Here is a 25,574-nt window from a genome sequence, read left to right as displayed (position 1 = left end):
GGTAACATATGCCGATCTTCATCGATCGCCGACTGAACCCGAAGGACAAAAGCCTCGGCAACCGGCAGCGTTTCCTGCGGCGGGCGCGCGAAGAGTTGAAGCGCACCATCCGCGATCAGATCCGCACCGGCAAGATCGCCGACGTGGACGCCGAGCATGCCGTTTCGATGCCGGCGCGAGGCACCGGCGAGCCGAGCTTCAACGATGCCCGGAACAGCGGCAGCCGCCAGCACGTCCTGCCCGGCAACAAGCATTTTGCCCCAGGCGACCGGCTGCCCAAGCCGGGCCAGGGCGGCGGCATGGGATCCGCCCCGGGGAGAACCGAATCGGAGGACGATTTCCGTTTCGTGCTGTCGCGCGAAGAGGTGCTCGACCTCTTCTTCGAAGACCTCGAACTGCCTGATATGGTCAAGCTCAACCTCAAGGAGATCCTCGCCTTCAAGCCGCGCCGGGCCGGCTTCGCCGCGACCGGCTCGCCGACCAACATCAATGTCGGACGCACGATGCGCAACAGCCATGGCCGCCGCATAGCGCTCAGGCGTCCCAAGCAGGAGGCGGTCGACGCTGTCGCGCAGGAGATCGCGACGCTGGAGGCCAAGCCGCAAAACGCCGAGATGCGGCAGCGCATCGTGGCGCTGCAGGAAGAGCTTGAGCGGCTGGAGCGCCGCCGCAAGCGGATCGCCTTTGTCGATCCGGTCGATATCCGCTTCAACCGCTTCGACGCCCAGCCGGTGCCGAACGCCAATGCGGTGATGTTCTGCCTGATGGACGTGTCCGGTTCGATGGGCGAACGCGAGAAGGATCTGGCCAAGCGCTTCTTCGTGCTGCTGCACCTGTTCCTGAAGCGGCGCTATGACCGGACCGAGGTCGTCTTCATCCGCCACACGCACGAGGCGCAGGAGGTGGACGAGGAAACCTTCTTCTACAACACCCAGAGCGGCGGCACGGTGGTTTCCACGGCGCTCGAGGAGATGCACCGCATCGTCGAGCAACGCTATCCCAGCCGCGAATGGAACATCTATGTCGCCCAGGCCTCGGACGGCGACAATTTCGTCACCGATTCCGAGCGCTGCATCGCCCTTCTCGACGAACAGATCATGCGGCTTTGCCAGTATTTTGCCTATGTCGAGATCCTCGACGAGCGTGAGAGCCACATCTTCGGCGCTACCGACAACGGCACGTCGCTGTGGCGTGCCTACAGTGCGGTCAAGCTGAGATGGTCGAACTTCCAGATGAGCCGCATCGCCACGGCGGCCGACATCTACCCGGTTTTCCGCCAACTCTTCGCCAGACAGCCGGGTTATCAAAAGAGCGGTGAAAGAGGGGGCTGATGGCGAGCAAATCCGGGTTGCTGTTTTCCGGTTCCGACTGGGATTTCAGGACGCTGTCGCGCGCCTACGAGACCATCGAGGCGGTCGCCACCGAAGAGTTCCACCTCGACGTTTATCCGGTGCAGATGGAGATCATCTCGTCCGAACAGATGCTCGACGCCTATTCCTCTGTCGGCATGCCGCTGATGTACCGGCATTGGTCGTTCGGCAAGCACTACCTCTACCAGGAATTGCTCTACCGCAAAGGTGGGCGAGGGCTGGCCTACGAACTCGTCATCAATTCCAATCCCTGCATCGTCTATCTGATGGAGGAAAACACCATGGCCCTGCAGGCGCTGGTGACGGCGCACGCGGCGCTCGGCCATAACCATTTCTTCAAGAACAATTATCTTTTCCGGCAGTGGACGGACGCCGGCGCCATCCTCAGCTATCTCGACTTTGCCAAGGGCTATATTGCCCGCTGCGAAGAGCGGCACGGCGTCGATGCGGTGGAAGAGATCCTCGATGCCGCACATGCGCTGATGGAACAGGGCGTGTTCAGATATCACCGGCCGCCGAAGCTGTCGTCGGAAAAGCAGCGCGAGGGGATTCGCGAGCGCCTGGAATACGAGGAACGTTCCTACAACGATCTGTGGCGCACGCTGCCGCCTTCCAAGGACGGCACCAAGGTCCGCGAAACGGATACCATGACGGAGCGCAAGAAATCGCTCAAGCTGCCCGAGGAGAACCTGCTTTATTTCCTGGAGAAGAACAGCCTGATCCTGGAACCGTGGCAGCGTGAGGTCATCCGGATCGTCCGCGTGATCGCGCAGTATTTCTATCCCCAGCGGCAAACGCAGGTGATGAACGAGGGCTGCGCCACCTTCGTGCATTACACGCTGATGAACCTTTTGTTCGACCGCGGCCTGATCGGCGAAGGTGCCATGCTGGAAATCCTGCGCAACCATTCGAACGTGATCTTCCAGCCAGGGTTCGACGATACGCGCTTTTCCGGTATCAATCCTTACGCGCTGGGTCTCGACATGATGCAGGACATCCAGCGCATCTCGACCGCGCCGACGGCTGAGGACCGCGACTGGTTTCCCGATATCGCCGGCAATGGCGACTGGCGCCAGACCTTGCTGGACGCCTGGGCCAACCATCGCGACGAGTCCTTCATCCGCCAGTATCTGAGCCCTACCCTGATACGGAAATGGCGGTTCTTTGTCCTTGCCGATGCCGCCAACGACCCGCATTACGAAGTCGCCTCGATACACAATGAGCGCGGCTACGAGAGCGTCCGCGCCGCACTCGCCCACAGCTACGACATCGGCGCCAGCCGGCCGGACATCCAGGTGGTGGACGTGGACCTGCTCGGCGACCGGCATCTGCGCCTGCAGCACAAGGTCAAGGACGGCATCGTGCTGGAAGGCGGCAGCCGTGACGCCACGCTGCGCCATATCCGCAAGCTCTGGGGCTACGAGGTCAGCATGGTCGCGGTCGACGCGCAGACCGGCGCCACACTCCACGAACGGTCGACCAGCCAGATCGGGGAATGACCGAACCGGCCTGCAGGGAAGTCGGGTGGCGTCGCCTTTACCGGATCACCAACCACGCTGTGGTCAGGGAGCAGGAACATGCGCGTATTGATGATCGCCGCCTTCTTCTGGTCGCTGTCACGATGGCGCTGTCGCTTGCGCACGCTTTGGAGTTGCCGGGCAAGTTGCGCCTCAAGGAGGCTACCTACAAATCAGTGCAGGCGATCTACTATCCCGGCTTCACGATCGGCGGGTTTGCCGAGATCGGCGGCATCATTGCACTCGCCATCCTGCTCTACCTGACGCCTTATCCAAGCGCTCGATTCTGGTGGACCTTGGCGGCGCTTGTCTTCCTGCTGGCGGAACATGCGACCTATTGGTTGGTCACGCATCCCGTCAATAATTTCTGGGTGCAAGACGTTGCCATGCCGCAATCAGCCGCGACGTTTTTTTCAATGTTTTCTCGAAAGCAGACCGGCGACTGGAGAGATTTGCGCAACGTCTGGGAGACTTCGCATGTCGCCAGGGCAGGCCTGGCGATGCTGAGCCTCGTCTCAATTGCTGTCGCCGCGACATTTTTTGCTGAATAGCGCCGAGGGGATCAAGACGGCGCCCTCGTCCGCCAATTTGCGGCCACGAACGCTGCATCCGTCAGATCGGGGAACGGGAACCGGCGCCATACTGTCTTAACGTTAAGCGATCCCGCCGTTTCAGCGGTCGGCGCGATGCTTGTTGTGGGCGCTTTCCTGGTGCTCGCCGCGGATGATGTTGCGGTCGTCGGGATCGGCAATGTCCTTGGGGTCCGATCTGAGCTCGGCACCGCGCCGGAACGCCTCGCGCTCTTGCCTGGTCTTTTTCAAATCCGCTTCCGCGTCGAAATCCTTGCCAGCGTTTTTCGTGTTCTCGCGCTCTTCGATGATGCGCAATTGCTGCTCATGAGTCTTCTTTCCGGCCATTGGTGACGTCCTTCTTTCGATTTTCCGCTTCCCCCAGGGTCCAAATTCGCTACAGCCCGAAAGGATAGGTCTCGGGAAGGCCTGTCCCCGCATGTTCCGGCCCAAGCGGCGTCACGGCACTGGTTTCATCGAACCAGACGAAAGCATCGAACTGGCGGGCGAGCGAGGCATCCGCATAGTGGCTGTGCAACTCGGTCTCCGGCCGGTAGATAACGCCGATAAAGCGTTCCAGCCGGCGCTCCAGAAGCCGTTGGCGCAGCGTGTCGTCGCGCTCGAAATCGAGCAGGAAAGGCGAGACGCCGCTGTCATGGCAAAGCCGCTCATAGCTGTCGTTGTGGGAAGGACGAACCGGTTTCACTTCCATGTCGCCGTCCCAGTCGGTGGCGGCGGCCACCGTCCCGGAATGCGTGCTGAGCCCAATCAAGGCAACCTCGTCGCCAAAACGCTGGCGGCAGAGCTGGCCGATGTTCACTTCGTCCCTGACGATCCCCATCTCGGTATAGCGGGCATCGCCGATATGGGAATTATGTGCCCACACCACCGCCTTGGCGGCCGGGCCGCGGGCCTGCAGCAGGTGCTCCAGTGTTTCGAACATGTGGGTGTCGCGCAGGTTCCAGGACTGCGCGCCGCCGTAATACATGGTGCGGTAATAGCGTTCGGCGGAGGCGACCAGGCGGGCGTTTTGGGTGGCGTCGAGGAAATCGATGCCGTCCTGCTGCGCATAGTCGAGCTCTCTGGAAAGCAGTTCCCGGCATTGCTCGAGCACGGCCTTCTCGCATTTCTGGTAGCCGGAGGTGAGTGCGACACGGCCATAGGTGGCCGGGTCGTTCTGCCACGGCGTCAGGCAGCCATAGCGCTCGCGTGCGATCCTTGCCGCCTGCGGATCGATCCGGTCGAGATATTGCAAGACCGCCGCGATCGACCCGCCCATATTGTAGATGTCGAGGCCATAGAACCCGGCCCGCCGGGAGGATATCCTGATCCGCTCATTATGCTCTCGCATCCAGTCGACGAACGCCGCGACGTCGGTGTTGCGCCACATCCAGGTGGGAAAGCGCTGGAACGGCGGATCGGCGCCCGGCCGCGGTGGCCGGTGACGGACGTAGCGGTCGATCGCCGCGGCATCGGGCCAGTCGGCCTCGACCGCGACGATGGTGAAGCCATGCTTCTCGATCAGCCTGCGAGTGATCGCGGCGCGCGCGCGGTAGAACTCCGACGTGCCGTGGCTGGCTTCGCCGAGCAAGACGACGCGGCGGTCGGCAAACCGGTCGAACAGCGCACCGAAGGCGGGATCGTCGAAATCCGGAAGCGGTTCGGCGGCGGTCGCTATCATCTGCGGCAGGCTGCTTCTGCGCTGATGCCGGTGCGGAAGATCGGCCGCTATTTGGCTGTCGCTGCCTGGCTCGCCCCAGCCTTGCTCGCCGATCAGTGGAACAAACCGCACGCCGCCGAAATCCTCCTCGGTGTAAGTTGCTGCGCCAGTCCGGGTGACTTTGAGCAGGCGCTGCGAGTCGAATTCGTCGCCGACCGGGATGATAAGCCGGCCGGCGACGTCGAGCTGTTCTTGCAGGGCGAGCGGTGCGCCGGGCCCGGCGGCCGCAACCAGGATCGCATCGAAGGGTGCCGCCTCGGGCCAGCCCTTGGTGCCGTCGCCGGTGCGGACTTCGATATTGTCGTAGCCAAGCTTTTTAAACCGCTGCCTTGCCGTTTCAGCCAACGCGGCGTGGCGCTCGATCGTGTAGACGCGTTCGACGATCCGGCTCATTACGGCAGCCGCATAGCCCGAGCCGGTGCCAACCTCGAGGACGTGGTCACCGGCTCCGATCTCCGCCATTTCGATCATCAACGCAACGATGTAGGGCTGCGATATCGTCTGACCTTCGGCGATCGGCAGCGGCCCGTCCTCATAGGCAAATTCTTCAAAACCAGGCTCGACGAAAGCCTCGCGCGGCACCTCGCGCATCGCCTGAAGGACATTGCGGTCGCGAATGCCACGGCGGCTTAAGTGAATGTCGACCATTTGGTTGCGGGCATGGGAGAGATCGAGCATTTTTCTGCTCCTCCTATGGGCCTCCGCCACAATCGCCCAAGCTGCTCAAACGGCACTTTGGCCGGTCCATGTCCCAGGGCCTCGGCAGTCCGCCTGGATTCATACAATGCGGTGCACCTTCCTAACCGTTGGCAAGCCCCGAGGTTCCCCAAAGACCGACCCGCTTTTGTCGGGCTCGCCAGGTTGCAGGATCGGCAAGCGGCGCTGGCGGCCGCCCTAACTTATTTCGAGGCAAATCCTTTCTCCGGCGCGACGCCACCCCAGATAACGACGGACGAGGGTATTCCGGAGGCATTTCTATGAACGACGAGGCCCGCACCACTGCGCAAACAACCGGCCTTGACCAGATCGATGTGATGGACCGCTACTGGCGCGCCGCGAACTACATTTCGGTTGGCCAGATCTATCTGCTCGACAATCCGCTCTTGCGCGAGCCTTTGCTGCCCGAGCACATCAAGCCGCGGCTGCTCGGCCATTGGGGCACGACACCCGGCCTCAATTTCATCTATGTGCATCTGAACCGGATCATCCGTGAACGTGGTCTCGATGTTCTGTTCATCTGCGGTCCGGGTCACGGCGGCCCGGCAATGGTCGCGAACACCTGGCTCGAGGGGACCTACAGCGAGATCTATCCCGAGGTCGGCAAGGACGAAGACGGCTTGCGAAAGCTGTTCCGGCAGTTCTCGTTTCCCGGCGGAGTGCCGAGCCACGCGGCTCCGGAGACGCCCGGCTCGATCCACGAAGGCGGAGAGCTCGGTTATGCACTGGTCCATGCCTTCGGCGCCGCCTTCGACAATCCGAACCTTGTGGTCGCCTGCGTCGTCGGCGACGGCGAAGCCGAGACCGGTCCGCTCGCCGCGGCCTGGCATTCCAACAAGTTCCTGAACCCGGCATCCGACGGCGCCGTCCTGCCGATCCTGCATCTCAATGGCTACAAGATCGCCAGCCCGACGATCCTCGGCCGCATGGAAGACGAGGCGTTGCGCAGCCTGTTCCTCGGCTATGGCTACGAAACCTTCTTCGTCGAAGGTCATGAACCTGCTGCGATGCATCGGGAGATGGCCCGCACGCTCGATACCGTGCTCGACCGGATCCACTCCATCCAGGAGCCTGCACGAGCCGCGGGCTGGAAGGGAGAGCGGCCGCTGTGGCCGATGATCGTGCTGCGCAGCCCAAAGGGCTGGACTGGGCCGAAAGAGGTCGACGGTAAGAAGGTCGAGGATTTCTGGCGTTCGCACCAGGTACCGGTATCGAACGCACGCGGCGATGCGGCGCACCGCCAGATCCTCGAAGACTGGATGCGCAGTTACGAGCCGGAAAAACTGTTCGATAAAGGCGGCCATCTCCTGGCGGAGCTCGCGGCGCTGGCACCTACGGGGTCACGACGCATGGGCGCAATCCCCTACGCCAATGGCGGCCTGCTGAAACAGGACCTCGTGCTTCCCGACTGGAAAGGCCTGGCGCTCGACGTACCGCGTCCGGGCGGCACTGTGGGAGAGGCGACGCGCACGGTCGGAAGCTATCTTCGCGACGTGGTCCGCTTGAACGCCGAGGCCAGGAATTTCCGGCTGATGGGACCGGACGAGACATCCTCCAACCGCCTCGACGACGTGTTCGAGGTTACGGACCGCGTCTGGATGGAGCGGATCGAGCCCTACGACGTCCATCTTTCCCGTGACGGCCGCGTCATGGAAGTGCTCAGTGAACATCTTTGCCAAGGCTGGCTGGAGGGCTATCTGCTGACCGGCCGCCATGGCCTGTTCTCGTGCTACGAGGCGTTCGTCCACATTGTCGATTCCATGGTCAACCAGCACGCCAAATGGCTGAAGACCTCCGGCGAACTTGCCTGGCGCAAGCCGGTCGCCTCGCTCAACTACCTGCTGACCTCGCATGTCTGGCGGCAGGATCACAATGGTTTCAGCCATCAGGACCCGGGCTTTGCCGATTTCGTCGCCAACAAGAAGGCCGACACGGTCAGGCTCTATTTCCCGCCCGACGCCAACACGCTGCTGTGGATCACCGACCATTGCCTGAAAACCTACAACCGCATCAACGTCATCGTCGCCGGCAAGCAGCCGGCGCCGCAATGGCTGTCCGCCGAAGACGCGGAAGCGCACTGCAAGGCCGGTGCCGGCATCTGGGAATGGGCCGGGACGGTTGCCAAGGGCGAAGATCCGGATGTGGTTCTCGCTTGCGCCGGCGACGTGCCGACGCTGGAGACGCTTGCCGCAGCCGACATCCTGCGCTCAGGCATTCCGGACCTGCAGATCCGCGTCGTCAATGTCGTCGACCTGATGATTTTGCAGTCGAATTCCGAGCATCCGCATGGCTTTGCCGACGACAGATTCGACGCGCTGTTCACCAAGGCCAAGCCGGTCATCTTCGCCTATCACGGCTACCCCTATCTCATTCACCGCCTGACCTACCGGCGCGCCAACCACGACAACATGCATGTGCATGGCTTTCGCGAGGAAGGCACGACGACGACGCCGTTCGATATGGTGGTGCTCAACCAGCTCGACCGCTATCATCTGGCGCTCGCCGCGATCGCGCGCGTGCCGGGGCTGGCCGAGCGGGCGAAGGATCTTGCCGCGGCGCTGCATGGGAAATTGGCTGAGCACACGGCCTATGTCCGCGAACATGGCGAGGACATGCCCGAGATCCAGAAATGGTCCTGGCCACAGGACAGCGCGACGAGGGCCGGCGATTGATGCGACGATCGATCCTTGCGTTGAATGCCGGCTCGTCGAGCATCAAGTTCCGACTTTACGATCTTGCAGCGTCCGCCGAGCTGGATCTTGCCTCGCGCGGTTCACTGGATCTGGGCGATGCGCCAAGGCTGACCGCGAAAGCCGCCGATGGGGAGCTGCAGTGCGATCGGCCACTTGCCGCAGACGCATCACGCGACATGGGCATCGGCCAGATGCTGCAATGGATCGAGAACGAACTTGGCGGAAGGAAACTGATCGCCGCCGGACATCGCATCGTCCATGGCGGACGCGAGTTCGTCGAACCTGTCCGCCTGATGCCGACAATTATCGAGGCTCTCGACAGGCTGACGCCGCTTGCGCCACTGCACCAGCCGCGCAGCCTCGCGCCGATCCGGGCGCTTGCCGCGTTGCGACCCGACCTGCCGCAGGTCGGATGCTTCGACACGGCCTTCCATCGGACCATCGAGCCTCTGGTCAGCCGTTTCGCGCTGCCGCGCCACTATGAGGCAGACGGCATCCACCGCTACGGCTTTCACGGGCTTTCCTACGAATATGTCGCCGGCCGGCTCAAGCAGATATCGCCCGATCTGGCGGCGAAAAGAACCATCGTCGCCCATCTCGGCAACGGGGCGAGCCTGTGCGCCATGCGCGACGGGCGAAGCGTCGATACGACGATGGGCTTTTCGGCGCTTGACGGCCTGGTCATGGGCACACGCTGCGGCGCCATCGATCCGGGCGTGCTTTTGTACCTGCTATTGGAAAGAGGGATTTCGGGAGAGGCGCTGCAAGACATGCTCTACGAGGAATCCGGCCTGCTCGGCGTGTCCGGCATTTCCGGCGACATGCGCACGCTGGAAGCCAGCGACGACCGCCGGGCGCGCGAAGCGGTGGAGCTTTTCGCCTTCCGCGCCGCCAGGGAGATTGCCGCCCTCGCCAACACGCTGGGCGGGTTCGAATGCCTGGTGTTCACCGGCGGCATCGGCGAGCACTCGGCTCCGGCCCGCAAAGCGATTTGCGACAGGCTTGGCTGGCTCGGCGTGGCGATCGACGAGGCAGCCAACAGCTCCCATGCCGCGCTGATGAGCCAGGCGGAGAGCAAGGTCGAAGTCCGCGTCGTGGCGACCGACGAAGAAGGTGTCATCGCCCGCCACACGCGCAAGGTAATGGAGGGGCCCGGCTGATGCGGATGGCCTCGAATGACCCCGCTTGCGGCAGCCCTGCTCGTGCGGCTACGAAGCGAGCGCGGCCGATCTGTTGAAGACGATGGTCACTCGCGTTCCTTTGCCGGGGGTCGAGTCCACCTCGAACCGGGCTTTGGCGTTCTCGGTCAGCGATTGCGCGATCAACGCTCCGAGCTTGCCGGGTTTCGGCCAGGTCTCGCCTTCGGGCAGGCCGATGCCGTCATCGGCGACAACGATGCGAAAGCCGTCGCCGTCGACAACACTGCGCAGCGTGATTGTCCCGCCTTCGCGACCCAGAAAGGCGTGTTTCAGCGCGTTCGTCAAAAGCTCGTTGACCACCAGGCCGGTTGGCATCGCCACGTTGATGGACACGGGATAGGTGTCGACCTTCATATCCAGCCGGATGCCTTGCACGGCGTGCGACGTCATCACTGCGGAAGCGATCTGGCTGAGATAGACGCCGAGGTCAACTTCGGCCTTCTGTTCGTCGGCCGACAGCGCCTGATAAAGAATTGCGAGTGCATCGACGCGGCCGGCGAGACGCTCGAAGCGTTTCTGATCGGGTGACGCCGCGCTGCGGGCCTCCAACCTGATGAGAGCCGTGATCATCTGGAGATTGTTTTTCATCCGATGCTGCAATTCGCGCAGCAGCATGTCCTTTTCACGGATGCGTTGTTCGAAGGCCTCGCTGTCGCTTGCCTTGTGCGCGGTGACATCGACAAGGGCGACCAGTCGAAAGGACCGTCGCCCGCGCTCGTCCTCGATCAGGTTCGAATAAACGTCGACCATGACCGGCTCTGTGCCGGCACGTTGCATCCTGAAAGTCCCCGCGCGATCGATATCCTCGACGATGGCCCGGGCCAGCGGCCGGTCCTTGTATTCGCCCAAGCCTTGTCCGCTCAGCGCAGCCCAGTTGCGGCGCTCCAGCTCTGCGACGGAAACGCCTGACAGTTTCTGGAACTCGGAATTGACGTAAACAACACGTTCATCGCCGCCCAAATCGGAAATTGCGATCGCAATCGGCAGCTGGTCGAGGAACCTTTTATAACTGTCACTGTCCAGGGCGCCCGCCAGGTCGAGGTTGTCGAGCAATTGCTGGAGCTGCTCGGTTTTTTCGGCTTCGGCGGACATTCCAGGCTTTCGATGCTTCGGGTAGGACCATGGTCAATATCAGGTCGCTCGCCAACTGCGAAGTCCGCTCATTGCCACCGCGCGGCTAGGCATGGCGGAGAACCGAGACCGTGGTTGAGAAGCGCCTGAAGGCTCAGTTCGAATGGCTCTGCTCGACCAGATGGTATCTGTACCGGTCACGAATATGCTCGTTGAAGAACCGGCCCTTTGACGAGGCTTTGCGGAATGCCGCGTGGACCTGCGGCGGCACGTCCTCGTAATCATAGCGGTTTCCGCTCGGGACGAACCATACGGAGAGTACCCTCGTCGCCGGCTGGTAATCGATGTTCCTGATTGCAGTTGAAGGCATCCTCGACAGGTCCAATGCTCGGCAGTGCTCCATTCCATGCCGTCGTGTGAATAACCCTGCACGGAGAGCGAGGTTCCTTGCTGCCGAAGCAGCCTTGCCGCTACGGGGCGGCTTCACCAAATACGGTTGATGCCATCGCCCAAGACATCGGCTGCAGCCCGCCAGGGCGATCTCTTTGCCGCCACCGACGACCGGCCGGAAGGATTCCGCTACCGGCCCGAACTGATCACGCCGGACGAAGAAGCAGCGTTGGCGAGCCAGCTCGCAAGCCAGCCATTTCAGGCTTTCGACTTTCATGGCCATCTGGCAAACCGGCGGATAGTCGGCTTCGGGCTGCGCTACGACTACGACCGGCGCGCAGTCGTCGAGGCACCGCCGATACCCGGCTTTCTGCTGCCGCTCAGGGAAAAGGTTGCAGCCTTTGCCCGCCTGCCCGCCGAGACCTTCGTGCAGGTTCTGATCAATGAGTACCGGCCGGGCGCCGGTATCGGTTGGCACCGCGACAAGCCTCACTTCGAGGCGGTCGCCGGCGTTTCCCTGCTGGCCGCGTGCAGCTTTCGCCTGCGCCGGAAAAACGGCACGCGATGGGACCGCAAGACGGTCACCGTCGAGCCAAGATCGGCCTATCTGATGACGGACGCCGCGCGCAGTGAATGGGAGCACAGCATCCCGCCGGTTGCCGAGCACCGCTATTCGATCACGTTGCGCACGCTGCGGCCGCAACGCGCTTAAAGCAGAGCGGTGAGGAAGCCCAAGCACTGCCCTTAAGAACTGGGCTGAAACAAATTCATCCGTCGCCATGCCGACTGGCAAAGTCCGCCAACATGGCGCGCTGGCCTTTCAGGATCTTATGGTTGGCTTCAGGCAGGGAGAACCAGCCCGCTCTGTCGACTTCGGCGAATTCCTTCATCGAGCCGGACCTTGGCGGCCATTCCATGACGAAGGTGTTGCTGCTGATGGCGTCGCTGTCGAAATCCGCCTCGACGCACCATGCGATGACGAGCTTGCCGCCCGGCTGCCGGTAGCTGCCAAGGTGTTCGAAACCTCCATCGATGGCGACGCCGAGTTCCTCTTCGGCCTCGCGTTTTGCCGCCGCTAGCTCGTCCTCGTTCTCGTCGATCAAGCCCTTCGGGATCGACCATGCGCCGTCGTCCTTCTTCGCCCAGAATGGGCCGCCCGGATGCACCAGCAAGACCTGGAAATGTCCTTCGCTTCGGCGAAAGATCAGCAACCCTGCGCTGCGTTTGGCCATTGCGCTATTCCCCTGACGAAAATGAAACGAACGTTCTCGTCCGGGCGGGCCTATGGAATAGCCTGCCACGGCGGAACGATTTCCGCTCGCAGCCGTTCCGTCCGTTCGGCAAATGAGTGATCGACATGGCGACGCCACGAGCTGCCTGGAAGGGCTTTATGAAAGTCGGATCTGTTTCCTGTGGCGTCAAGATCATCGGCGCCGTCAGCGAGGCCGAGAAAGTGCATTTCAGGATCCTGAACCGCAAGGACGGTCTTCCGGTCAAGAGCGCCTATATAGACGAGGAGACCGGCGACACGGTCGAGGCGGCCGAGCAGGTAAAGGGCTACGAGGTCGAAAAGGGCGAGTTCATCCGCATTGAGCCGGACGAAATCAAGAAACTGAAGATGGTATCGCAGCATACGCTCGAGATCGGCGAGTTCGTGCCTGCCGCCGAAATCGACGCACGCTACCTCGAAAAACCCTACTATCTCGTTCCGGCCGACGCGCCCTCCACGGAGGCTTTCGCGGTGATCCGGGACGCCATGGCCAGGAAAAAGGTAGCAGCCCGCTCCTGCGTCGTGCTCTACCAGCGAGGCCGAGAGGTGCTGATCCAACCGCTGGGCAAGGGCATGGTAATGACGGAATTACGCAACCATAATGAAGTGGTCGCGGCGGACGCGGTGTTCGAAGGGCTGAAGGATCGCAAGGTCGATCCGGAGATGCAGGAAATCGCGCAATTGCTGATCGACAAGAAGCCGGCCAAATTCGACCCGTCGAAGTTCGAAGATACTTATGAACAGGCGCTGGTTGCGATGATCGAAGCCAAGCGCAAGGGCAAGAAACCGCCCAAGCCGGCACCCGAGCCGAGGACGAACGTCGTCAATCTCGCCGATGTTCTGCGCAAGAGCCTGGCGCAAGAAGGCGGCAAGGCTCCGAGCAAAGGTCCGGGAACGGCCGCGAAACGCAAATCAGCCTGAATGTCCGAAAGCAGACCGAACGGAACCGAAAACGCTCGCGCGCATTTAGATGACGAAGCAATCCGTCGGCAAGCCAAGCGGAGCGGGGGACTGGTGGACGTCGTTGAACTAAAGACTGGCGGAATCCCGCAAGTTTCCTCCGCCGATCTGATGCAGGCGTTGCCTGTGGCCGTCTACACCACCGACAGACAAGGCTACATCACCTTCTTCAACGAAGCCGCTGCCGATCTTTGGGGATATCGTCCGGTTATCGGCCAGGACCGCTGGTGCGGGTCATGGAAGCTTCGCCACCTCGACGGGCGACCGATGGCGCACGACGAATGTCCGATGGCCGTTGCCTTGCTGGAAGAGCGGGACGTTCGTGGGGGCCGGGCGATCGTCGAGCGGCCGGACGGCCAGTTCATCCCGTTCAGCGCGCACCCGGCCCTGCTTCGCGATGCGACCGGCGAGGTCGTCGGCGCCATCAACACCTTGCTCGACCTCCGCACCCAGGCGCTGGCTGACGACGTCGGCATAAGGCTCGCTGCCATCGTCGAATCCTCGATGGACGCGATCGTGTCGAAAGACCTGAACGGCATTATCACCAGCTGGAACGACGCCGCACAACGCCTGTTCGGCTACACGCCCGCCGAGGCGATCGGCCGCCCGGTGACGATCCTCATCCCGCCCGACCACCTGGATGAGGAAGCCATGATTATCAGCCGCATTCGCGCCGGCGAACGGATTCCCTCATACGAGACTATCCGGCAGCGCAAGGATGGCACCCTGGTACCGGTTTCGCTCACCATCTCGCCGATACGCGACGGCATCGGGCGTATCATCGGCGCCTCCAAGATCGCGCGCGACATCAGCCCCCACAAGGAAAGCGAACGGCGCATCCGCACACTCATGCGCGAAGTCAACCATCGCGTTAAAAACCAGTATTCGGTGATCGTCTCGATGATCCGCGAGACCAGCAAGCTGGCGGGTACGCCAGAGGCCTTCCTTTCACGGGTCCGGGAACGCATCATGGCGCTTTCGGAATCGCACGACCTCCTGGTCGATGCGGAATGGCGCGGCGCGACCATCGGCGAATTGATCCATGCCCAGACCAAGGCCTTCGCGACACAGGCCCGGCTGTCGATGAGCGGGCCGATGATCATGCTGCAGCCGAACGCCGTGCAATATCTCGGCATTGCCTTTCACGAGCTGGCCACCAATTCGGTAAAGCACGGAGCGCTGTCGCGCCATGACGGACGGGTCGAGGTCGAATGGACCGTGATGCCAGCCGCCGATGGCAGCGACGGCTTCCGCCTTGTCTGGCGGGAACTGGACGGGCCATTGGTGGATGAAAACACGCGACGCGGTTTCGGAACGGTTGTGCTCAAACGCGTCACGCCGCAGGCGCTCAGCGGCACCGGACGCCTGGAATTCGACAGGAGCGGCATCACCTGGACGCTGGAGGCGCCGCTGCACTTCGTGCAGATGTCGATGACTGGCATCGCGGCTGATTGAAGGCCGCTACACCGGCCGCGGCTTGGCGGCCGTGTGGCAACGCAATCCCTGTGGAGGCAATCAGGAGGAGCAACGATGAGTTGGCTGGGCACCTGGCGGAACCAGTACGGGTCGGTGGTCGAAATAACCGGCGAAGAAGGCGGACGGATCAGCGGAACCTTCAGGACGGCGCTGGAGGACAGCGCCTTCTTCGGCATGACGGTGCCGCTGTTCGGTGCCTGCCATGGAGACGTCATGGGCTTCACCTGCGCGGCCGAAGGGCGGGTCGGAGCCGCAGCGGTGAGCTATACCGGCATCCTCAGGAACGGGAAGCTGGAGATGCTGTGGCACACTGTTGCCGATGCCGCTTTGTCGGCGGAAAAGGAAGGGGCGCCGGCCCGAGCCAGGAAACTCCCCGCCTGGCGCGCCTTTGGAACCAGCCTCGACAGTTTTGAACGCGTCTCCTGACGTGTCGCGCCTGCTGCGGCGGCATTCAGCACGCAAGTGAGGGAGCAGGGCGTCCCGTTGTGCATCGGAACTCGCGCTGACTATGGCGCGTTGGTGCGCCAGGAATGCGCTGTTCGTTACGGGGTCGATCCGATGAGCGTGCTGTATCGCGCGGCAAAAATCGCCGAACAGGCCCATGCCGCACAGGCGGACAAGACTGGAAGGCCTTATATCGAACATTGCCGCCGGGTCGTCGATGCCGTCGAAACGCTCGACCAGAAAGCCATCGCCTATCTTCACGACGTCATCGAAAAAGGCGACGGCTGGAACCGCGACCGGCTTGAGGCGGCCGGGTTTGGACCGTCCATCGTATCTGCCGCCGATGCCATGACGCGGCGGCCGAACGAGGACGATGCCGCCTTCGTTCGCAGGGCCGCGGCTAACCCGCTGGCATTGCCGGTCAAGCGCGCCGATCTCGCCGACAATCTATGGCAGGCACGGCAGATCGGTGCCTCGACGGCGAAATACGAAGACGGCCTGCGCATCCTCAAGGAAGAGTTCCCGAGCTGACGGACAGCTGGCGGCTGTCGCCGATGTGGGTCTACTCGGTGACGTGCGGCGTGTGCCGCTTGTCTTCCGCGGGATCGGCGTCGATCCGCGCCCTGCCGGGATCGAACGCACCATGGCGGGCGATCGCCAATGCCGGGGTGTCGGGCGTCTCGTAGGCCCACATGAAGTCTTCTGCCGACGAACCGACCGCATGAACACGCCAATAGCTTGCCGTGCCCTTCAGCGGGCCGTGGCTCGTCGTGTTCGTCTTCTCCAAGAGGTCGAAATAGATGTCCTCGAAGGGTATGTAGAAAACAGGATCATGGCCGTCTTCATAGAGCACCTTTGCCCGCTCGCTCGACGCAATAATGGCATCGGAGAACCGGACGGTCACGGTTCCATCAAACGGGACAATCCTGAGCGGGCCTGGGCGGGGGGCGGAATCTGCGGCTAAGGACTGCATTCGACTTCTCCGTTGACTGCGCTGCCTTCCCGAAACGTGTTGTTGCCCGTCTGAGTTCCAGACCGCGGGCGCGCCGAGGCCGGTGGTGGAACGGTTTTGCAAGGTCGTCGTTGTTTCAGACCTCCGCACGCGCCATAATCGCAATGGCCGCCACTCGCCGACTCAACAGCAAATGGACCACATGCTGGATCGATCGCCTACCCTCCCAAGGTCGCTTGGCGCTGCGCTGCGAAGGGAAGTGCCGCGGTTTGCGGCACCCGGCAATGAAATTTCATGCACTACGGTCGCATCCTACAATGTGCATAAATGCGTCGGCACCGACGGCAGGTTCGATCCGGAGCGGGTCGCGGCCGTGGTCAAGGAACTCGACGCCGATATCATCGCTTTGCAGGAGGCCGACGAAAGAACCGGAAGCAGGCAGGGATTGCTGGATCTCGCAGCACTCGAGCGCGACAGCGATCTCGTCCCCACACACATCCCGGAAAACCGCCGCAGCCATGGCTGGCATGGAAATCTGATCCTGGCACGCCGCGGCGTGGTCGAAAGCGTGAACCAGATCCGGCTGCCCGGCCTCGAGCCGCGCGGCGCGGTGATTGCGGACCTGGAGCTGAAGGGCGTCTCGCTCAGGATCATAGCCGCGCATTTCGGCTTGCTGCGGCGCTCGCGCTCGCAGCAAGCCAACGCACTTGTCGAAGCCACGCACCCGGTTCTGCGGCCAACAATCCTGCTTGGCGACCTCAACGAATGGCGCGTCCGCAACAGGTCTTCGCTGCTGGCCCTGCTGCCGCATTTCGGTCCGATCGATGCGGTTCTGCCGAGCTTTCCGTCGCGCTTTCCGCTGTTTGCGCTCGACCGCATCCTGGCCAGGCCGCCGCACCTGATTTCCAGCATCGAGGTGCACAAGACGCCGCTGGCGCAGCGCGCCTCCGACCATCTGCCCATCAAGGCCCGGCTGAACCTTGACGCGATAAGGCAGCCGCGACTGCAACCAGAATGAACCTGAAGGGTTGTTAGTCAGATTTCAGACGGTTTGCTTCGCTGATGTTTGTCGGTGCACTTTATGGATACAGCCATTTCGCGGTTTGCCCGGGACAAGATCGCTGCCGGCAATAGCGGGCTGGTGCTGATCGCCGACAATTATGACGCGTTTGCCGCACGAATCCTTGCCGCGCGCAGTGCCACCAGCAGCCTCGACCTGATGTACTATCTCTGGCACGACGACCATAGCGGCCGGCTGCTGATGCAGGAGGTCGTCAAGGCGGCGGAGCGCGGTGTCCGCGTCCGCATGCTGCTGGACGATATCAATCCGCGCAACAGCGACGCCGCTTACCTGGCGCTCAACAGCTACAAGAACATCGAGCTGAGGCTGTTCAACCCCAGCGGCATGAGGAACGGCAGCATCTTTCGCTCGCTGGAGATGGTCGCCCGGCTGTTTGCGATGACCCGCCGCATGCACAACAAGGCCTGGATCGCCGACGGGAGCCTGGCCATCGTCGGAGGAAGAAATATCGGCGATGCCTATTTCGACGCCGCGGAGACAAATTTCCGTGATCTCGACCTGTTGCTTCTCGGTCCTGCCGTAGGGCAGACGATGCAGATCTTCGAGGCGTTCTGGAATTGCGAGGCGGCAAAGCCGATCCAGCTGCTCAACCCGGCTGCGGTGGGCTCGCGCGCCGATTTCCTCGACAATCTCGATGCGACCGCGGACGGCCAGCTTTTGAACAGCCTCAGTGCCTGGCGCACGATCACGGAGTTCATTGCAGCGCACAGCGACGTCTGCTGGACGAAAGGCGTTCGCGTCATTTCCGATCCGCCGGAAAAGGTGCGCGGCAAGCGGCGCGGGAACTGGCTGACCAAAGAGCTGCTTCCCGCTATCGCGGCGACCAGGCAGCGCCTCGAAATCGTCTCGCCCTATTTCATCCCCAGCCGCACCGGGTTGGCCATCCTGTCGAAGCTGGTGGATCGTGGCGCCGAGGTTGCAATCCTCACCAACTCGCTCGCCGCGACGGACGTCGCCGCCGTGCACGGCGCCTATGCCAGATACCGCCGCAAGCTGCTTAAAAAAGGTATCCAGCTTTTCGAATTGCAACCCTTCAACCGCCAGGCCAACATCTCCGTTTTCGGCTCAAAGGGAGCCAGCCTCCATACCAAAGCCTTTACGGTCGACGACACGCTGGGGTTTGTCGGTTCCTTCAATTTCGATCCGCGTTCGGTGTCGTTGAATGCGGAAATGGGCGTGCTTTTCCACGATGCCAATCTGGTGATGGAGTTGCGCCGGCTGTTCGAGCACGAAAAGTCGCCGCAGACGAGCTATCAACTGGTCCTGGACAAAGGGGCCTTGCGGTGGCTCGGCATGGCGGATGGCGAGATGCGTCAATATTCGCGTGAACCGGAGGCCAGTCTCTATCGGCGCATCGTTGCAGCGCTGGTTGGCTGCCTGCCGATCGAATCGCAATTGTAGAAGCGACGGATTTGTCGGAACGGAACTCTTTGTCGGAACGGAAATGCGGGACCACGAGTTGTAACCGTTGTCCGGAGCATGCCGATGAAGACCACGATATACAGTTTTCTTGCCGAGCTCTTGCCGTTCTGGATGGCGCATAAACGCAAAATGCGCGCCGACCGCGCCGCTGAGCGGCCGACACGATCTGCCGCAGATGACGATGTTCGGCCGTCCGGCGACCCGAATCGCGCAACATCGGCGCGACGGCGCAACGCGTCTTAGGGCGGGATGCCTTCAAATTACATCCCGCTCCAACTGTCTGGTTAGCCGCATTTCTGCGACGCCAAATGATTTCCCTGGCTGCAAAGCTCTAGCTCGTTGGCGATCACGCTATTGTCAAGTATCGCTATTCGAAATCCGGCGTTGCCAAGCATCCATTTTGCAGCACGTACGTTAATGGCACTACAGTTTGCCGCTACAGGTGAGCCCCATGAGTGATAGTGCGATAGAATTCTTGCAGGACTGGATTCACGAAAACGTTCATGTGCCGCCGCCTCCGATCAGGCTTGAAAGAGAGGCGGAAATCCTCGCCAGGGAATGCGAGGAAGAGGCGGCCGACGCCGGCGTACCCATCGAAGACATCGAGGAAGAGGTTGGCGACCTCAAGGATCTGCTCGTCGCCAAGCTTGAAGACGCAGCCGAGGACGAGGCCCGGCATCTGAATGGCGATGGCCAAAGGGCTTCCATACCCGCGGCCGAGCAAAAGCCGTCCGTGCAAAGCCGTTCCGGAGCCGCTGTAAGGGTATGAACGAGGTGCGCCGCTTCGGCCTATTGTCCGATCAGCGTCAGCCCGAACAGGATCATCAGCCAAAGCCCGGCAGCAGCGACCGCAAGACGCGGCAGGACGCCGGCGCTGGCCAGATGCATGAACAGGATGGCGATGACGGCAGCCTTGGCCGCGGCGATCGTCAGGTTGAGTGCCGAATTGAAGGCGCCAAGCGCCAGGAAGGACGAGCCGACAGTCAGGGCCAGCAAGGCCAGAAGCCCGACATAGGCAAGCGTGAGTTTGCGGAACTCGCTCATCTGTTGATCAGATAGAGGACGGGGAACAGGAAGACCCAGACGATATCGACGAAATGCCAATAGAGGCCGATTGCCTGCACGCGGCGGAACCGGCTGGCCTCGATCGTGCGCGGCCACAGAGCGAGGATGCCGCCGATGACGATTACGCCGCAAATCAGATGCAAGGCATGCAGTGAGGTCATCGCGAAATAGAGGCCGAAGAAGAATTCGGCATGGACAGGATCCGGGCCCTTATAGATGAAAGGCGCGCCGAGCACCGGCGCCAGCCCTTCGCCGAATTCCCTGGCGTACTCCGTCGCCTTGATCGCCAGGAAGACGACGCCGAGCAGCGCCGTCGCAGCCAATGCCCGGCCGGCGGCGCGCCATCGCCGCGCGGCCGTGTACATATGGGCGAGCGCCATGGCGAAACTGCTGGTGATCAGGACGACGGTATTGGCCGTGCCCAGTGGCAGCGACAGATGCTTCGCCGCGCCGGCGAAGGCGTCGCCATAACTCAACCGGGCAAACATGAAGACGAGCAGGATGGCGCCGAACAGCACCGCCTCGGAGCCGATGAACACCCACATGGCAAAGCTGTCGGCTGCCGTTTCGCGAGCCGGCCGGTCGAAGGCGATGCTTGTCGTCGGTGACTTCAAACCAGATCCTCCACCGGGTCCGACCGTTTCTCGGTCAGGCCTTTCATCGGATAATCGTAGGCTGGCCTGGTGACGGTCGGCATGCGATCGAAATTATGCGCCGGAGGCGGCGAGCTTGTTTGCCATTCGAGCCCGGTGGCTCGCCATGGATTATCCGGCGCCCGCGCGCCTCGAAACAGCGACCACGCCAAATAGAGGAGCGGCATCAGATAGCCGATCGCCAGCACCACGGCGCCTGCCGACGACAGGATGTGCCAGAAAGCGAATTCCGGCGGATAGGTATGGTAGCGCCGCGGCATGCCCAAAAAGCCGAGCACATATTGCGGAAAAAAGGTCAGGTTGAAGCCGATGAAGGTCACAGCCGCGGCTATACGGCCCCAAATCTCCGAATACATGCGGCCGGTGAGCTTCGGCCACCAGAAATGCAGCCCGGCCATGTAGGCGGTCACCATGCCGCCGACCATGATGTAGTGGAAATGGGCGACGACGAAATAGGTGTCGTGAACGTGGACGTCGACGGCGAGGGCGGCAAGGAAAAGGCCGGCCAGCCCGCCAAAAGTGAATAGCGCCAGGAAGAACAGGGCATAAAGCATCGGCGTCTCGAAGCTGATTTCCCCCTTGCGCAGCGTCAGGCTCCAGTTGAACACCTTTATCGCCGATGGGATCGCGACGCAGAAGGACAGGAACGAAAACACCACGCCGGCATAGGCCGACTGCCCGCTGACGAACATGTGGTGGCCCCAGACGAGAAAGCCGAAGACGGCGATCGCCATTGAAGCCAGGGCGACGGCCTTGTAGCCGAACAGCGGCCGGCGGCTGAAGCACGGCAGCACTTCCGAGACCACCCCCATGCCCGGCAGGATCATGATGTAGACGGCGGGGTGCGAGTAGAACCAGAACAGATGCTGGAACAACAGCGGATCGCCGCCGAGGTCGGGATTGAAGATGCCGATGCCGAAGACGCGCTCCAGCACGATGAGGATCAGCGATGCTGCGAGCACCGGCGTTGCCAGCACCATCACCAGGCTGGTGGCGTACAGCGTCCAGACGAAGATCGGCAGCCGGAACCAGGTGAGGCCGGGCGCCCGCAAGGTGTGGACGGTGACGATGAAATTGATGCCGGTCATGATTGTCGAAAAGCCGACGATGAAAACGCCAAATGCCGCGGTCGAGACAAAGCCGTTGGCATAGAGCGTCGACAGCGGCGTGTAGAAGGTCCAGCCGGTGTCGACGCCGCCCAAAAGCACCGAGGCGAGCGCGAACAGGCTGCCGAACATGAAGACATACCAGCTGGCCAGGTTGAGGCGGGGAAAGGCAAGATCGCGCGCGCCGATCATCAGCGGCAACAGGAAATTGCCGAGCGTCGCCGGGATCGACGGCACCAGAAAGAACCATACCATGATGATGCCGTGCAGCGAAAACAGCCGGTTGTAGACATCGTCGGAGACCAGGTCGCCGGCCGGCGTCGCAAGCTCGATGCGCATCAGCACGGCAAACGCACCGCCGAGGAAGAAGAAGGCCGTCAGCGAGACGAGATAGAGCCACGCTACCCGTTTGTGGTCGGTTGTCAGCAGCCAGGCGCGCGGCCAGGCACCCTCACTGAGATAGTTTGCCGGCGCCAAATCGCGATTCATTGCCGCGCCTCGCTGTTTGCCGCAGGGAGCGAGGGAAATTGGAACGAAAGCGACTTGAGATAGGCCATCAGCATCTGCAACTCGGCTTCATCGACCAGACCGTCGAAGCTCGGCATCACCGGCTGGTAGCCGGCGGCGATTTCCTTGTTCGGGACAAGGATCGAATCGCGCAGATAGCGTTCGTCGGCGATGACCGTCTGCCGGTTCGCCAGCGCCACCGGCCGGCCGAAAATCCCATCGAGGCCGGGCGCCCGCACCTTACTGGAATTGCCATGACAGCCGGAGCAGCCGAGCGCGCGGAACAGTTTCCCGCCGCTCGCGGCGAGGCTTTCGCCTTCATCTTGGCTGCCCAGCCACGACGCATATTGCTCCGGAGCCAGCACCGTTACCCAGCCGCCCATTTCGGAATGCTGGGTGCCGCAATATTCGGCGCAGAACAGATGGTAGCGGCCCGGTTCGGTGGCAATGAACCAGACGTTGGTGGTGCGTCCCGGCACCGCATCCTGCTTCACCCGAAAGGCCGGCACATAGAAGGAGTGGATGACGTCCTGCGATGCCAGCGACACCACCACCGCCTTGCCGACCGGCACGTGCAGCTCGTTGATCTCACGCTGGCCGCCGGAATGGCGGAACTCCCACATCCATTGCTTGCCGAGGCCGGCGATCTCGATAGCGTCCGGCGGCGGATGGTCGCGCCGCACAAACAGGACTGCGCCCCAGCCGAAGAAGATGAAGGCCATCACCAGGCTGGCAATGCTCCATGTCATCTCCAGCGGCAGGCTGCGGGCACGCGCCCCGGTACGGTCGGCGGCGGAGCCGACGCGATATTTGACGGCGTAGCCGACCACGAGAACGGTCAGGAACAGGCCGAGCGCGGCCGCGAAGGCCAGCAATGTATAGAACAACGCATCGATGCTGCTTGCGATCGACGAGGCTTCCGGCGGGAAAAACCGGATACCGAAGCTCACGCCCGCCTCCTGCGCGCCAGCTGCAGTATGGCCGTCGCCAACCCCACCACCATCACGATGCTGGCGAGCTTCAAGGCAGCCCAAATCGCCGGCGTATATTGCCCCTTAGAGGTATCGAAGCCGGCGCAGAGCAGGAAGGCATGATCGGCGATCGAGCCGAGCTTGCCGGAAGATGCCTCGACAAGGGCAAGCTTAAGATCGCGCGGCGTGAAGCTCAGCGCCGGCAGCACCTGCGCTATCCGGCCTTTCGGCGTCAGCGCGATGACGGCGATCGGATGGGCGAACTGGTCGATCCTGGCGCGTGTGTCGAAGCTGATGCCAGCCTCCGCCGCAAGGGCGGCACCGGCGCCGTCGGCACTGGTCAGGAACCGCCATGCCGACAGGTTCCTCGCGTCGGCCACAGCGGCGACGGTGGTTTGCGCATCGCTCGCATCACCGGCCGCGTCGGCGGCATCGATCGAGACGAACAAAGCGCGATAGGTTTCGGGATCGAGCGACGTCTTTTTCAAATCCGAAGCGACCGCCTGTTGGGTCACACCACAAAGGTTCGGGCATTTGTCATAGCCGAAAATCAGCAGCGCCGGCCGGCCCGCAAGCGTTTGGCCGATCGTGCGCTGCACGCCGGATGCATCACGAAACACCCGGTCGAGGCTGAGCTGTGCGCCGATCTCGGGATCGAAGGCCGGGCGTGCGACGGCTGAGGCGGGCAGCACCACGAGGAGGGAAAAAGCGGTTAGCCAAGCCTTCACGGCCGGCCTCCCTGGCCTGGCGCGGTCCGGCAGCGAGCGGCCTGTGGCGCGCGTGGTATCTCGGCCTCGACCAATCCGCAGTCGGCGCCGGCGGCCGCCGGCGGCTGCCCCCAGTTCGGCAAACCGTGGCTGACGATCGCCCACATGGCGTCCTCGATCGGAATGCGAGCAATGCCGGCGGTGCGGTCGACCCAGCCGACTTTGTTCAGTGCCTGCTCCTCCGCCTTGCGGAAGGCGGCTAGGTCGTCTTCCGGAAAGCGCTGCAAGGCGGGACTGGCTCGGTTGCCGGCCGACGATGGCCCCGGCAGCGGCCACAACGGTCTGGTGTCGAAGACGAGCCCGAGGACGATGGCTGATGCCGCCAGGAACAGCAGCAAGCCGGCCGCGAAGGCAAGCAGCGCGCCCGGCCAGATATCGCGCGTTTCGGGATGGCGGGCCGCCCTAGCCATGCGCCGGCCCCCGGCGCCAGAAGCCGATACCGTCCGGCCGGCCAAGCACGAAAAGCAGCAGCGCAAGCCAGAGGCCGCCGGCTCCTGCCAGCGCGGCAAGGTCGCACCAGAACGCTGTCACACCGCCACCGGCAAGCGGCGGTCTGATCCGCCACAGGACATCGACATAATGGCCGGCCAGCACGATGCCGCAGATCGACAGAAGGCCGGCATGGCTGCGCTTTAGATCCCGGCTGAGCAACCCGGCAAAGGGGATCGCGAATTGCAGCGCAATCAGCAGCCAGAGCAGATATTGCCAGCCATTGCTGCTGCGAATGAGGTACCAGCGGATCTCGTTCGGCAGGTCGCCGCCCCAGGTCACCAGCCATTGCATGAACGACAGGTAGGCCCATAGCAGCACGAAGCCGAACAGCATGTTGGCCAAATCCTCGCTCAGCGCGACATCCTCCTCGCCGCCCGGCATGACCTCGATCGAGCGGTTCGCACACAGCACCGTCATTGCCAGAGCGTAAGCGCCGAAGACTTCGGCGGATGCTTCCAGCAGCGCATAGATCGTCGAGGAGAACTCCGGCTCGAGCGAGAGCATCCAGTCGATGGCAAAGATCGTCACCGTCAGCCCATGCGCAATCAATCCAGCGGCATAGGCCTTGCCGCGGCCGGCGCTGCCGCGGCCGCTATCGGTCGTTGTCCAGTCGAGCACGCGCCACGCCAGCACCAGCCAGATCGCAGCGCAGGCGGCAAAGCGCAACAAAAAGAACGGAACGTTCAGATAAGAGAATTTCAGGCGCACCGTCTCGGGCAATGCAGCCGCGTCGGCACTCGCCCAGGGAAAGACCAGGTCGAGCCTGGGCAGAACCGGCAGCAGCAGAAGCAGCGCCAGCGGCAGCGTCGTGACCAAGCCGCGTAGCGGCTGGCGGATTGCCTCGCCCCAGCGGCCACCGGTCAGCCCATGCACCATCAGGATGGTCAGCGCACCGAGCGGCAGGCCGAGCAGGAACAGCGCCGCAGGCAGCCAGCCGGCCAACATGGCTCTGAGGTCGAAGGCCAATCCCGCGGCGCAAAGCACAAGTCCGGCGGCGGCCACGGCAAGCGCCGGCAAAATCAAACGTTCGGTGGCAAGCCGCATCATCGATCTGGCTCCGCATTGAGCTCGGCGCGGAGGCTTTCCGGCAGTTCGGCAATTGGCGCCTCGCGCGAATATTGCAGGGCGCGGATATAGGCGACGATCGCCCAGCGGTCGGCAG

The 25,574-nt window shown here is 62.6% G+C and carries 26 protein-coding genes; 13 read left to right on the top strand and 13 right to left on the bottom strand.

The window, feature by feature from the left end; all coding sequences use genetic code 11:
• Positions 1-8: 8 nt before the first annotated feature.
• From NKH89_RS20745 to NKH89_RS20735, 3 genes are read left to right on the top strand one after another with little or no spacing between them, the layout of a single operon-like run.
• Positions 9-1,331, top strand: coding sequence for a YeaH/YhbH family protein (locus tag NKH89_RS20745; protein WP_023720505.1), 1,323 nt, complete (start codon positions 9-11; stop codon positions 1,329-1,331).
• On the top strand, positions 1,331-2,869 hold the full coding sequence (locus NKH89_RS20740) for a SpoVR family protein (RefSeq protein WP_352909722.1): 1,539 nt from the start codon (positions 1,331-1,333) through the stop codon (positions 2,867-2,869). Before NKH89_RS20745 ends, NKH89_RS20740 begins: the two co-directional genes overlap by 1 nt.
• A complete protein-coding gene (locus NKH89_RS20735) occupies positions 2,866-3,438 on the top strand; it encodes a DUF1772 domain-containing protein (RefSeq protein ID WP_352548028.1) in 573 nt (190 codons plus the stop codon). The genes NKH89_RS20740 and NKH89_RS20735 overlap by 4 nt, the downstream gene beginning before the upstream one ends.
• Before the next feature lie 120 nt (positions 3,439-3,558).
• On the opposite strand, the gene NKH89_RS20730 is transcribed toward NKH89_RS20735, so the two are convergent.
• Positions 3,559-3,804: a hypothetical protein gene (locus tag NKH89_RS20730; RefSeq protein ID WP_023720508.1), complete on the bottom strand. Its 246-nt coding sequence runs from the start codon at positions 3,802-3,804 to the stop codon at positions 3,559-3,561.
• 49 nt (positions 3,805-3,853) lie between these two features.
• Positions 3,854-5,854 (bottom strand): protein-L-isoaspartate(D-aspartate) O-methyltransferase, encoded by a 2,001-nt coding sequence (locus NKH89_RS20725; protein WP_352481446.1) that lies wholly within the window; start codon positions 5,852-5,854, stop codon positions 3,854-3,856.
• A 299-nt stretch (positions 5,855-6,153) separates the two neighbouring features.
• Here NKH89_RS20725 and NKH89_RS20720 point away from each other — a divergent pair, with 299 nt between their 5' ends.
• Both NKH89_RS20720 and NKH89_RS20715 read left to right on the top strand, forming a co-directional pair.
• Entirely contained in the window at positions 6,154-8,565 is a 2,412-nt protein-coding gene (locus NKH89_RS20720) for a phosphoketolase family protein (RefSeq protein ID WP_352481445.1), read from the top strand.
• Positions 8,565-9,746, top strand: coding sequence for an acetate/propionate family kinase (locus NKH89_RS20715; protein ID WP_023720510.1), 1,182 nt, complete (start codon positions 8,565-8,567; stop codon positions 9,744-9,746). Before NKH89_RS20720 ends, NKH89_RS20715 begins: the two co-directional genes overlap by 1 nt.
• 48 nt (positions 9,747-9,794) lie before the next feature.
• Here the strand turns inward: NKH89_RS20715 and NKH89_RS20710 are convergent, their stop codons facing one another.
• Both NKH89_RS20710 and NKH89_RS20705 read right to left on the bottom strand, forming a co-directional pair.
• Positions 9,795-10,877, bottom strand: a complete 1,083-nt coding sequence (locus tag NKH89_RS20710; protein ID WP_023720511.1) for a sensor histidine kinase — start codon at positions 10,875-10,877, stop codon at positions 9,795-9,797.
• Positions 10,878-11,010: 133 nt separating this feature from the next.
• The gene (locus tag NKH89_RS20705; protein WP_352481443.1) at positions 11,011-11,226 is read right to left on the bottom strand and encodes a KTSC domain-containing protein; all 216 of its coding nucleotides are present in this window, start codon (positions 11,224-11,226) and stop codon (positions 11,011-11,013) included.
• 129 nt (positions 11,227-11,355) lie between these two features.
• On the opposite strand from NKH89_RS20705, the gene NKH89_RS20700 reads away from it, so the two are divergent.
• Positions 11,356-11,958: an alpha-ketoglutarate-dependent dioxygenase AlkB gene (locus tag NKH89_RS20700; protein ID WP_352909719.1), complete on the top strand. Its 603-nt coding sequence runs from the start codon at positions 11,356-11,358 to the stop codon at positions 11,956-11,958.
• 55 nt (positions 11,959-12,013) lie between these two features.
• On the opposite strand, the gene NKH89_RS20695 is transcribed toward NKH89_RS20700, so the two are convergent.
• On the bottom strand, positions 12,014-12,478 hold the full coding sequence (locus tag NKH89_RS20695; protein WP_023720514.1) for an NUDIX hydrolase: 465 nt from the start codon (positions 12,476-12,478) through the stop codon (positions 12,014-12,016).
• A gap of 125 nt (positions 12,479-12,603) precedes the next feature.
• On the opposite strand from NKH89_RS20695, the gene ku reads away from it, so the two are divergent.
• From ku to NKH89_RS20675, 4 genes are all read left to right on the top strand, one after another.
• Positions 12,604-13,437: a non-homologous end joining protein Ku gene (ku, locus tag NKH89_RS20690; protein ID WP_352909716.1), complete on the top strand. Its 834-nt coding sequence runs from the start codon at positions 12,604-12,606 to the stop codon at positions 13,435-13,437.
• Positions 13,438-13,530: 93 nt separating this feature from the next.
• Positions 13,531-14,931 (top strand): PAS domain-containing HWE histidine kinase family protein, encoded by a 1,401-nt coding sequence (locus NKH89_RS20685; RefSeq protein ID WP_352909713.1) that lies wholly within the window; start codon positions 13,531-13,533, stop codon positions 14,929-14,931.
• Between the two features lie 75 nt (positions 14,932-15,006).
• A complete protein-coding gene (locus tag NKH89_RS20680) occupies positions 15,007-15,378 on the top strand; it encodes an avidin/streptavidin family protein (RefSeq protein ID WP_352909710.1) in 372 nt (123 codons plus the stop codon).
• A 132-nt stretch (positions 15,379-15,510) separates the two neighbouring features.
• Complete coding sequence (locus tag NKH89_RS20675) at positions 15,511-15,927, top strand: HD domain-containing protein (RefSeq protein ID WP_352909707.1); 417 nt, start codon at positions 15,511-15,513, stop codon at positions 15,925-15,927.
• 31 nt (positions 15,928-15,958) lie between these two features.
• Here NKH89_RS20675 and NKH89_RS20670 read toward each other — a convergent pair whose 3' ends face one another.
• Complete coding sequence (locus tag NKH89_RS20670; RefSeq protein WP_352473066.1) at positions 15,959-16,369, bottom strand: DUF427 domain-containing protein; 411 nt, start codon at positions 16,367-16,369, stop codon at positions 15,959-15,961.
• Positions 16,370-16,550: 181 nt separating this feature from the next.
• Between NKH89_RS20670 and NKH89_RS20665 the strand changes: the two genes are divergently transcribed.
• From NKH89_RS20665 to NKH89_RS20655, 3 genes are all read left to right on the top strand, one after another.
• Complete coding sequence (locus NKH89_RS20665) at positions 16,551-17,366, top strand: endonuclease/exonuclease/phosphatase family protein (RefSeq protein ID WP_023677076.1); 816 nt, start codon at positions 16,551-16,553, stop codon at positions 17,364-17,366.
• 63 nt (positions 17,367-17,429) lie between these two features.
• Positions 17,430-18,830, top strand: coding sequence for a phospholipase D family protein (locus NKH89_RS20660; protein ID WP_352909704.1), 1,401 nt, complete (start codon positions 17,430-17,432; stop codon positions 18,828-18,830).
• A gap of 472 nt (positions 18,831-19,302) precedes the next feature.
• Positions 19,303-19,620, top strand: coding sequence for a hypothetical protein (locus NKH89_RS20655; RefSeq protein WP_352909701.1), 318 nt, complete (start codon positions 19,303-19,305; stop codon positions 19,618-19,620).
• Positions 19,621-19,640: 20 nt separating this feature from the next.
• On the opposite strand, the gene NKH89_RS20650 is transcribed toward NKH89_RS20655, so the two are convergent.
• The 7 genes from NKH89_RS20650 to NKH89_RS20620 are packed head-to-tail and all read right to left on the bottom strand — an operon-like array spanning position 19,641 to position 25,459.
• Positions 19,641-19,895: a cytochrome C oxidase subunit IV family protein gene (locus NKH89_RS20650; RefSeq protein WP_352481436.1), complete on the bottom strand. Its 255-nt coding sequence runs from the start codon at positions 19,893-19,895 to the stop codon at positions 19,641-19,643.
• Entirely contained in the window at positions 19,892-20,530 is a 639-nt protein-coding gene (locus NKH89_RS20645) for a cytochrome c oxidase subunit 3 (protein ID WP_352846802.1), read from the bottom strand. The genes NKH89_RS20650 and NKH89_RS20645 overlap by 4 nt, the downstream gene beginning before the upstream one ends.
• The gene (gene ctaD / locus NKH89_RS20640; protein ID WP_352481434.1) at positions 20,527-22,164 is read right to left on the bottom strand and encodes a cytochrome c oxidase subunit I; all 1,638 of its coding nucleotides are present in this window, start codon (positions 22,162-22,164) and stop codon (positions 20,527-20,529) included. Before ctaD ends, NKH89_RS20645 begins: the two co-directional genes overlap by 4 nt.
• Positions 22,161-23,132, bottom strand: coding sequence for a cytochrome c oxidase subunit II (gene coxB, locus NKH89_RS20635; RefSeq protein WP_352909696.1), 972 nt, complete (start codon positions 23,130-23,132; stop codon positions 22,161-22,163). Before coxB ends, ctaD begins: the two co-directional genes overlap by 4 nt.
• On the bottom strand, positions 23,129-23,881 hold the full coding sequence (locus NKH89_RS20630; RefSeq protein ID WP_352856082.1) for an SCO family protein: 753 nt from the start codon (positions 23,879-23,881) through the stop codon (positions 23,129-23,131). Before NKH89_RS20630 ends, coxB begins: the two co-directional genes overlap by 4 nt.
• Positions 23,878-24,330, bottom strand: coding sequence for a hypothetical protein (locus NKH89_RS20625; RefSeq protein ID WP_023720528.1), 453 nt, complete (start codon positions 24,328-24,330; stop codon positions 23,878-23,880). The genes NKH89_RS20630 and NKH89_RS20625 overlap by 4 nt, the downstream gene beginning before the upstream one ends.
• Complete coding sequence (locus NKH89_RS20620) at positions 24,323-25,459, bottom strand: hypothetical protein (protein ID WP_352909693.1); 1,137 nt, start codon at positions 25,457-25,459, stop codon at positions 24,323-24,325. Before NKH89_RS20620 ends, NKH89_RS20625 begins: the two co-directional genes overlap by 8 nt.
• Positions 25,460-25,574: the final 115 nt, after the last annotated feature.

Origin of the sequence: Mesorhizobium sp. M0923 (assembly GCF_040319365.1) — a bacterium.
Taxonomy (GTDB): Bacteria; Pseudomonadota; Alphaproteobacteria; order Rhizobiales; family Rhizobiaceae; genus Mesorhizobium.
This window is presented reverse-complemented; position numbering and strand designations above follow the sequence as displayed.

What these genes read in the sequence shown, in the direction of transcription:
- NKH89_RS20745 (WP_023720505.1), top strand. Translation starts at nt 9, where the DNA reads ATGCCGATCTTCATCGATCGCCGACTGAACCCGAAGGACAAAAGCCTC.
- NKH89_RS20740 (WP_352909722.1), top strand. Translation starts at nt 1,331, where the DNA reads ATGGCGAGCAAATCCGGGTTGCTGTTTTCCGGTTCCGACTGGGATTTC.
- NKH89_RS20735 (WP_352548028.1), top strand. Translation starts at nt 2,866, where the DNA reads ATGACCGAACCGGCCTGCAGGGAAGTCGGGTGGCGTCGCCTTTACCGG.
- NKH89_RS20730 (WP_023720508.1), bottom strand. Translation starts at nt 3,804, where the DNA reads ATGGCCGGAAAGAAGACTCATGAGCAGCAATTGCGCATCATCGAAGAG.
- NKH89_RS20725 (WP_352481446.1), bottom strand. Translation starts at nt 5,854, where the DNA reads ATGCTCGATCTCTCCCATGCCCGCAACCAAATGGTCGACATTCACTTA.
- NKH89_RS20720 (WP_352481445.1), top strand. Translation starts at nt 6,154, where the DNA reads ATGAACGACGAGGCCCGCACCACTGCGCAAACAACCGGCCTTGACCAG.
- NKH89_RS20715 (WP_023720510.1), top strand. Translation starts at nt 8,565, where the DNA reads ATGCGACGATCGATCCTTGCGTTGAATGCCGGCTCGTCGAGCATCAAG.
- NKH89_RS20710 (WP_023720511.1), bottom strand. Translation starts at nt 10,877, where the DNA reads ATGTCCGCCGAAGCCGAAAAAACCGAGCAGCTCCAGCAATTGCTCGAC.
- NKH89_RS20705 (WP_352481443.1), bottom strand. Translation starts at nt 11,226, where the DNA reads ATGCCTTCAACTGCAATCAGGAACATCGATTACCAGCCGGCGACGAGG.
- NKH89_RS20700 (WP_352909719.1), top strand. Translation starts at nt 11,356, where the DNA reads ATGCCATCGCCCAAGACATCGGCTGCAGCCCGCCAGGGCGATCTCTTT.
- NKH89_RS20695 (WP_023720514.1), bottom strand. Translation starts at nt 12,478, where the DNA reads ATGGCCAAACGCAGCGCAGGGTTGCTGATCTTTCGCCGAAGCGAAGGA.
- ku (WP_352909716.1), top strand. Translation starts at nt 12,604, where the DNA reads ATGGCGACGCCACGAGCTGCCTGGAAGGGCTTTATGAAAGTCGGATCT.
- NKH89_RS20680 (WP_352909710.1), top strand. Translation starts at nt 15,007, where the DNA reads ATGAGTTGGCTGGGCACCTGGCGGAACCAGTACGGGTCGGTGGTCGAA.
- NKH89_RS20675 (WP_352909707.1), top strand. Translation starts at nt 15,511, where the DNA reads ATGAGCGTGCTGTATCGCGCGGCAAAAATCGCCGAACAGGCCCATGCC.
- NKH89_RS20670 (WP_352473066.1), bottom strand. Translation starts at nt 16,369, where the DNA reads ATGCAGTCCTTAGCCGCAGATTCCGCCCCCCGCCCAGGCCCGCTCAGG.
- NKH89_RS20665 (WP_023677076.1), top strand. Translation starts at nt 16,551, where the DNA reads ATGCTGGATCGATCGCCTACCCTCCCAAGGTCGCTTGGCGCTGCGCTG.
- NKH89_RS20660 (WP_352909704.1), top strand. Translation starts at nt 17,430, where the DNA reads ATGGATACAGCCATTTCGCGGTTTGCCCGGGACAAGATCGCTGCCGGC.
- NKH89_RS20655 (WP_352909701.1), top strand. Translation starts at nt 19,303, where the DNA reads ATGAGTGATAGTGCGATAGAATTCTTGCAGGACTGGATTCACGAAAAC.
- NKH89_RS20650 (WP_352481436.1), bottom strand. Translation starts at nt 19,895, where the DNA reads ATGAGCGAGTTCCGCAAACTCACGCTTGCCTATGTCGGGCTTCTGGCC.
- ctaD (WP_352481434.1), bottom strand. Translation starts at nt 22,164, where the DNA reads ATGAATCGCGATTTGGCGCCGGCAAACTATCTCAGTGAGGGTGCCTGG.
- NKH89_RS20625 (WP_023720528.1), bottom strand. Translation starts at nt 24,330, where the DNA reads ATGGCTAGGGCGGCCCGCCATCCCGAAACGCGCGATATCTGGCCGGGC.
- NKH89_RS20620 (WP_352909693.1), bottom strand. Translation starts at nt 25,459, where the DNA reads ATGATGCGGCTTGCCACCGAACGTTTGATTTTGCCGGCGCTTGCCGTG.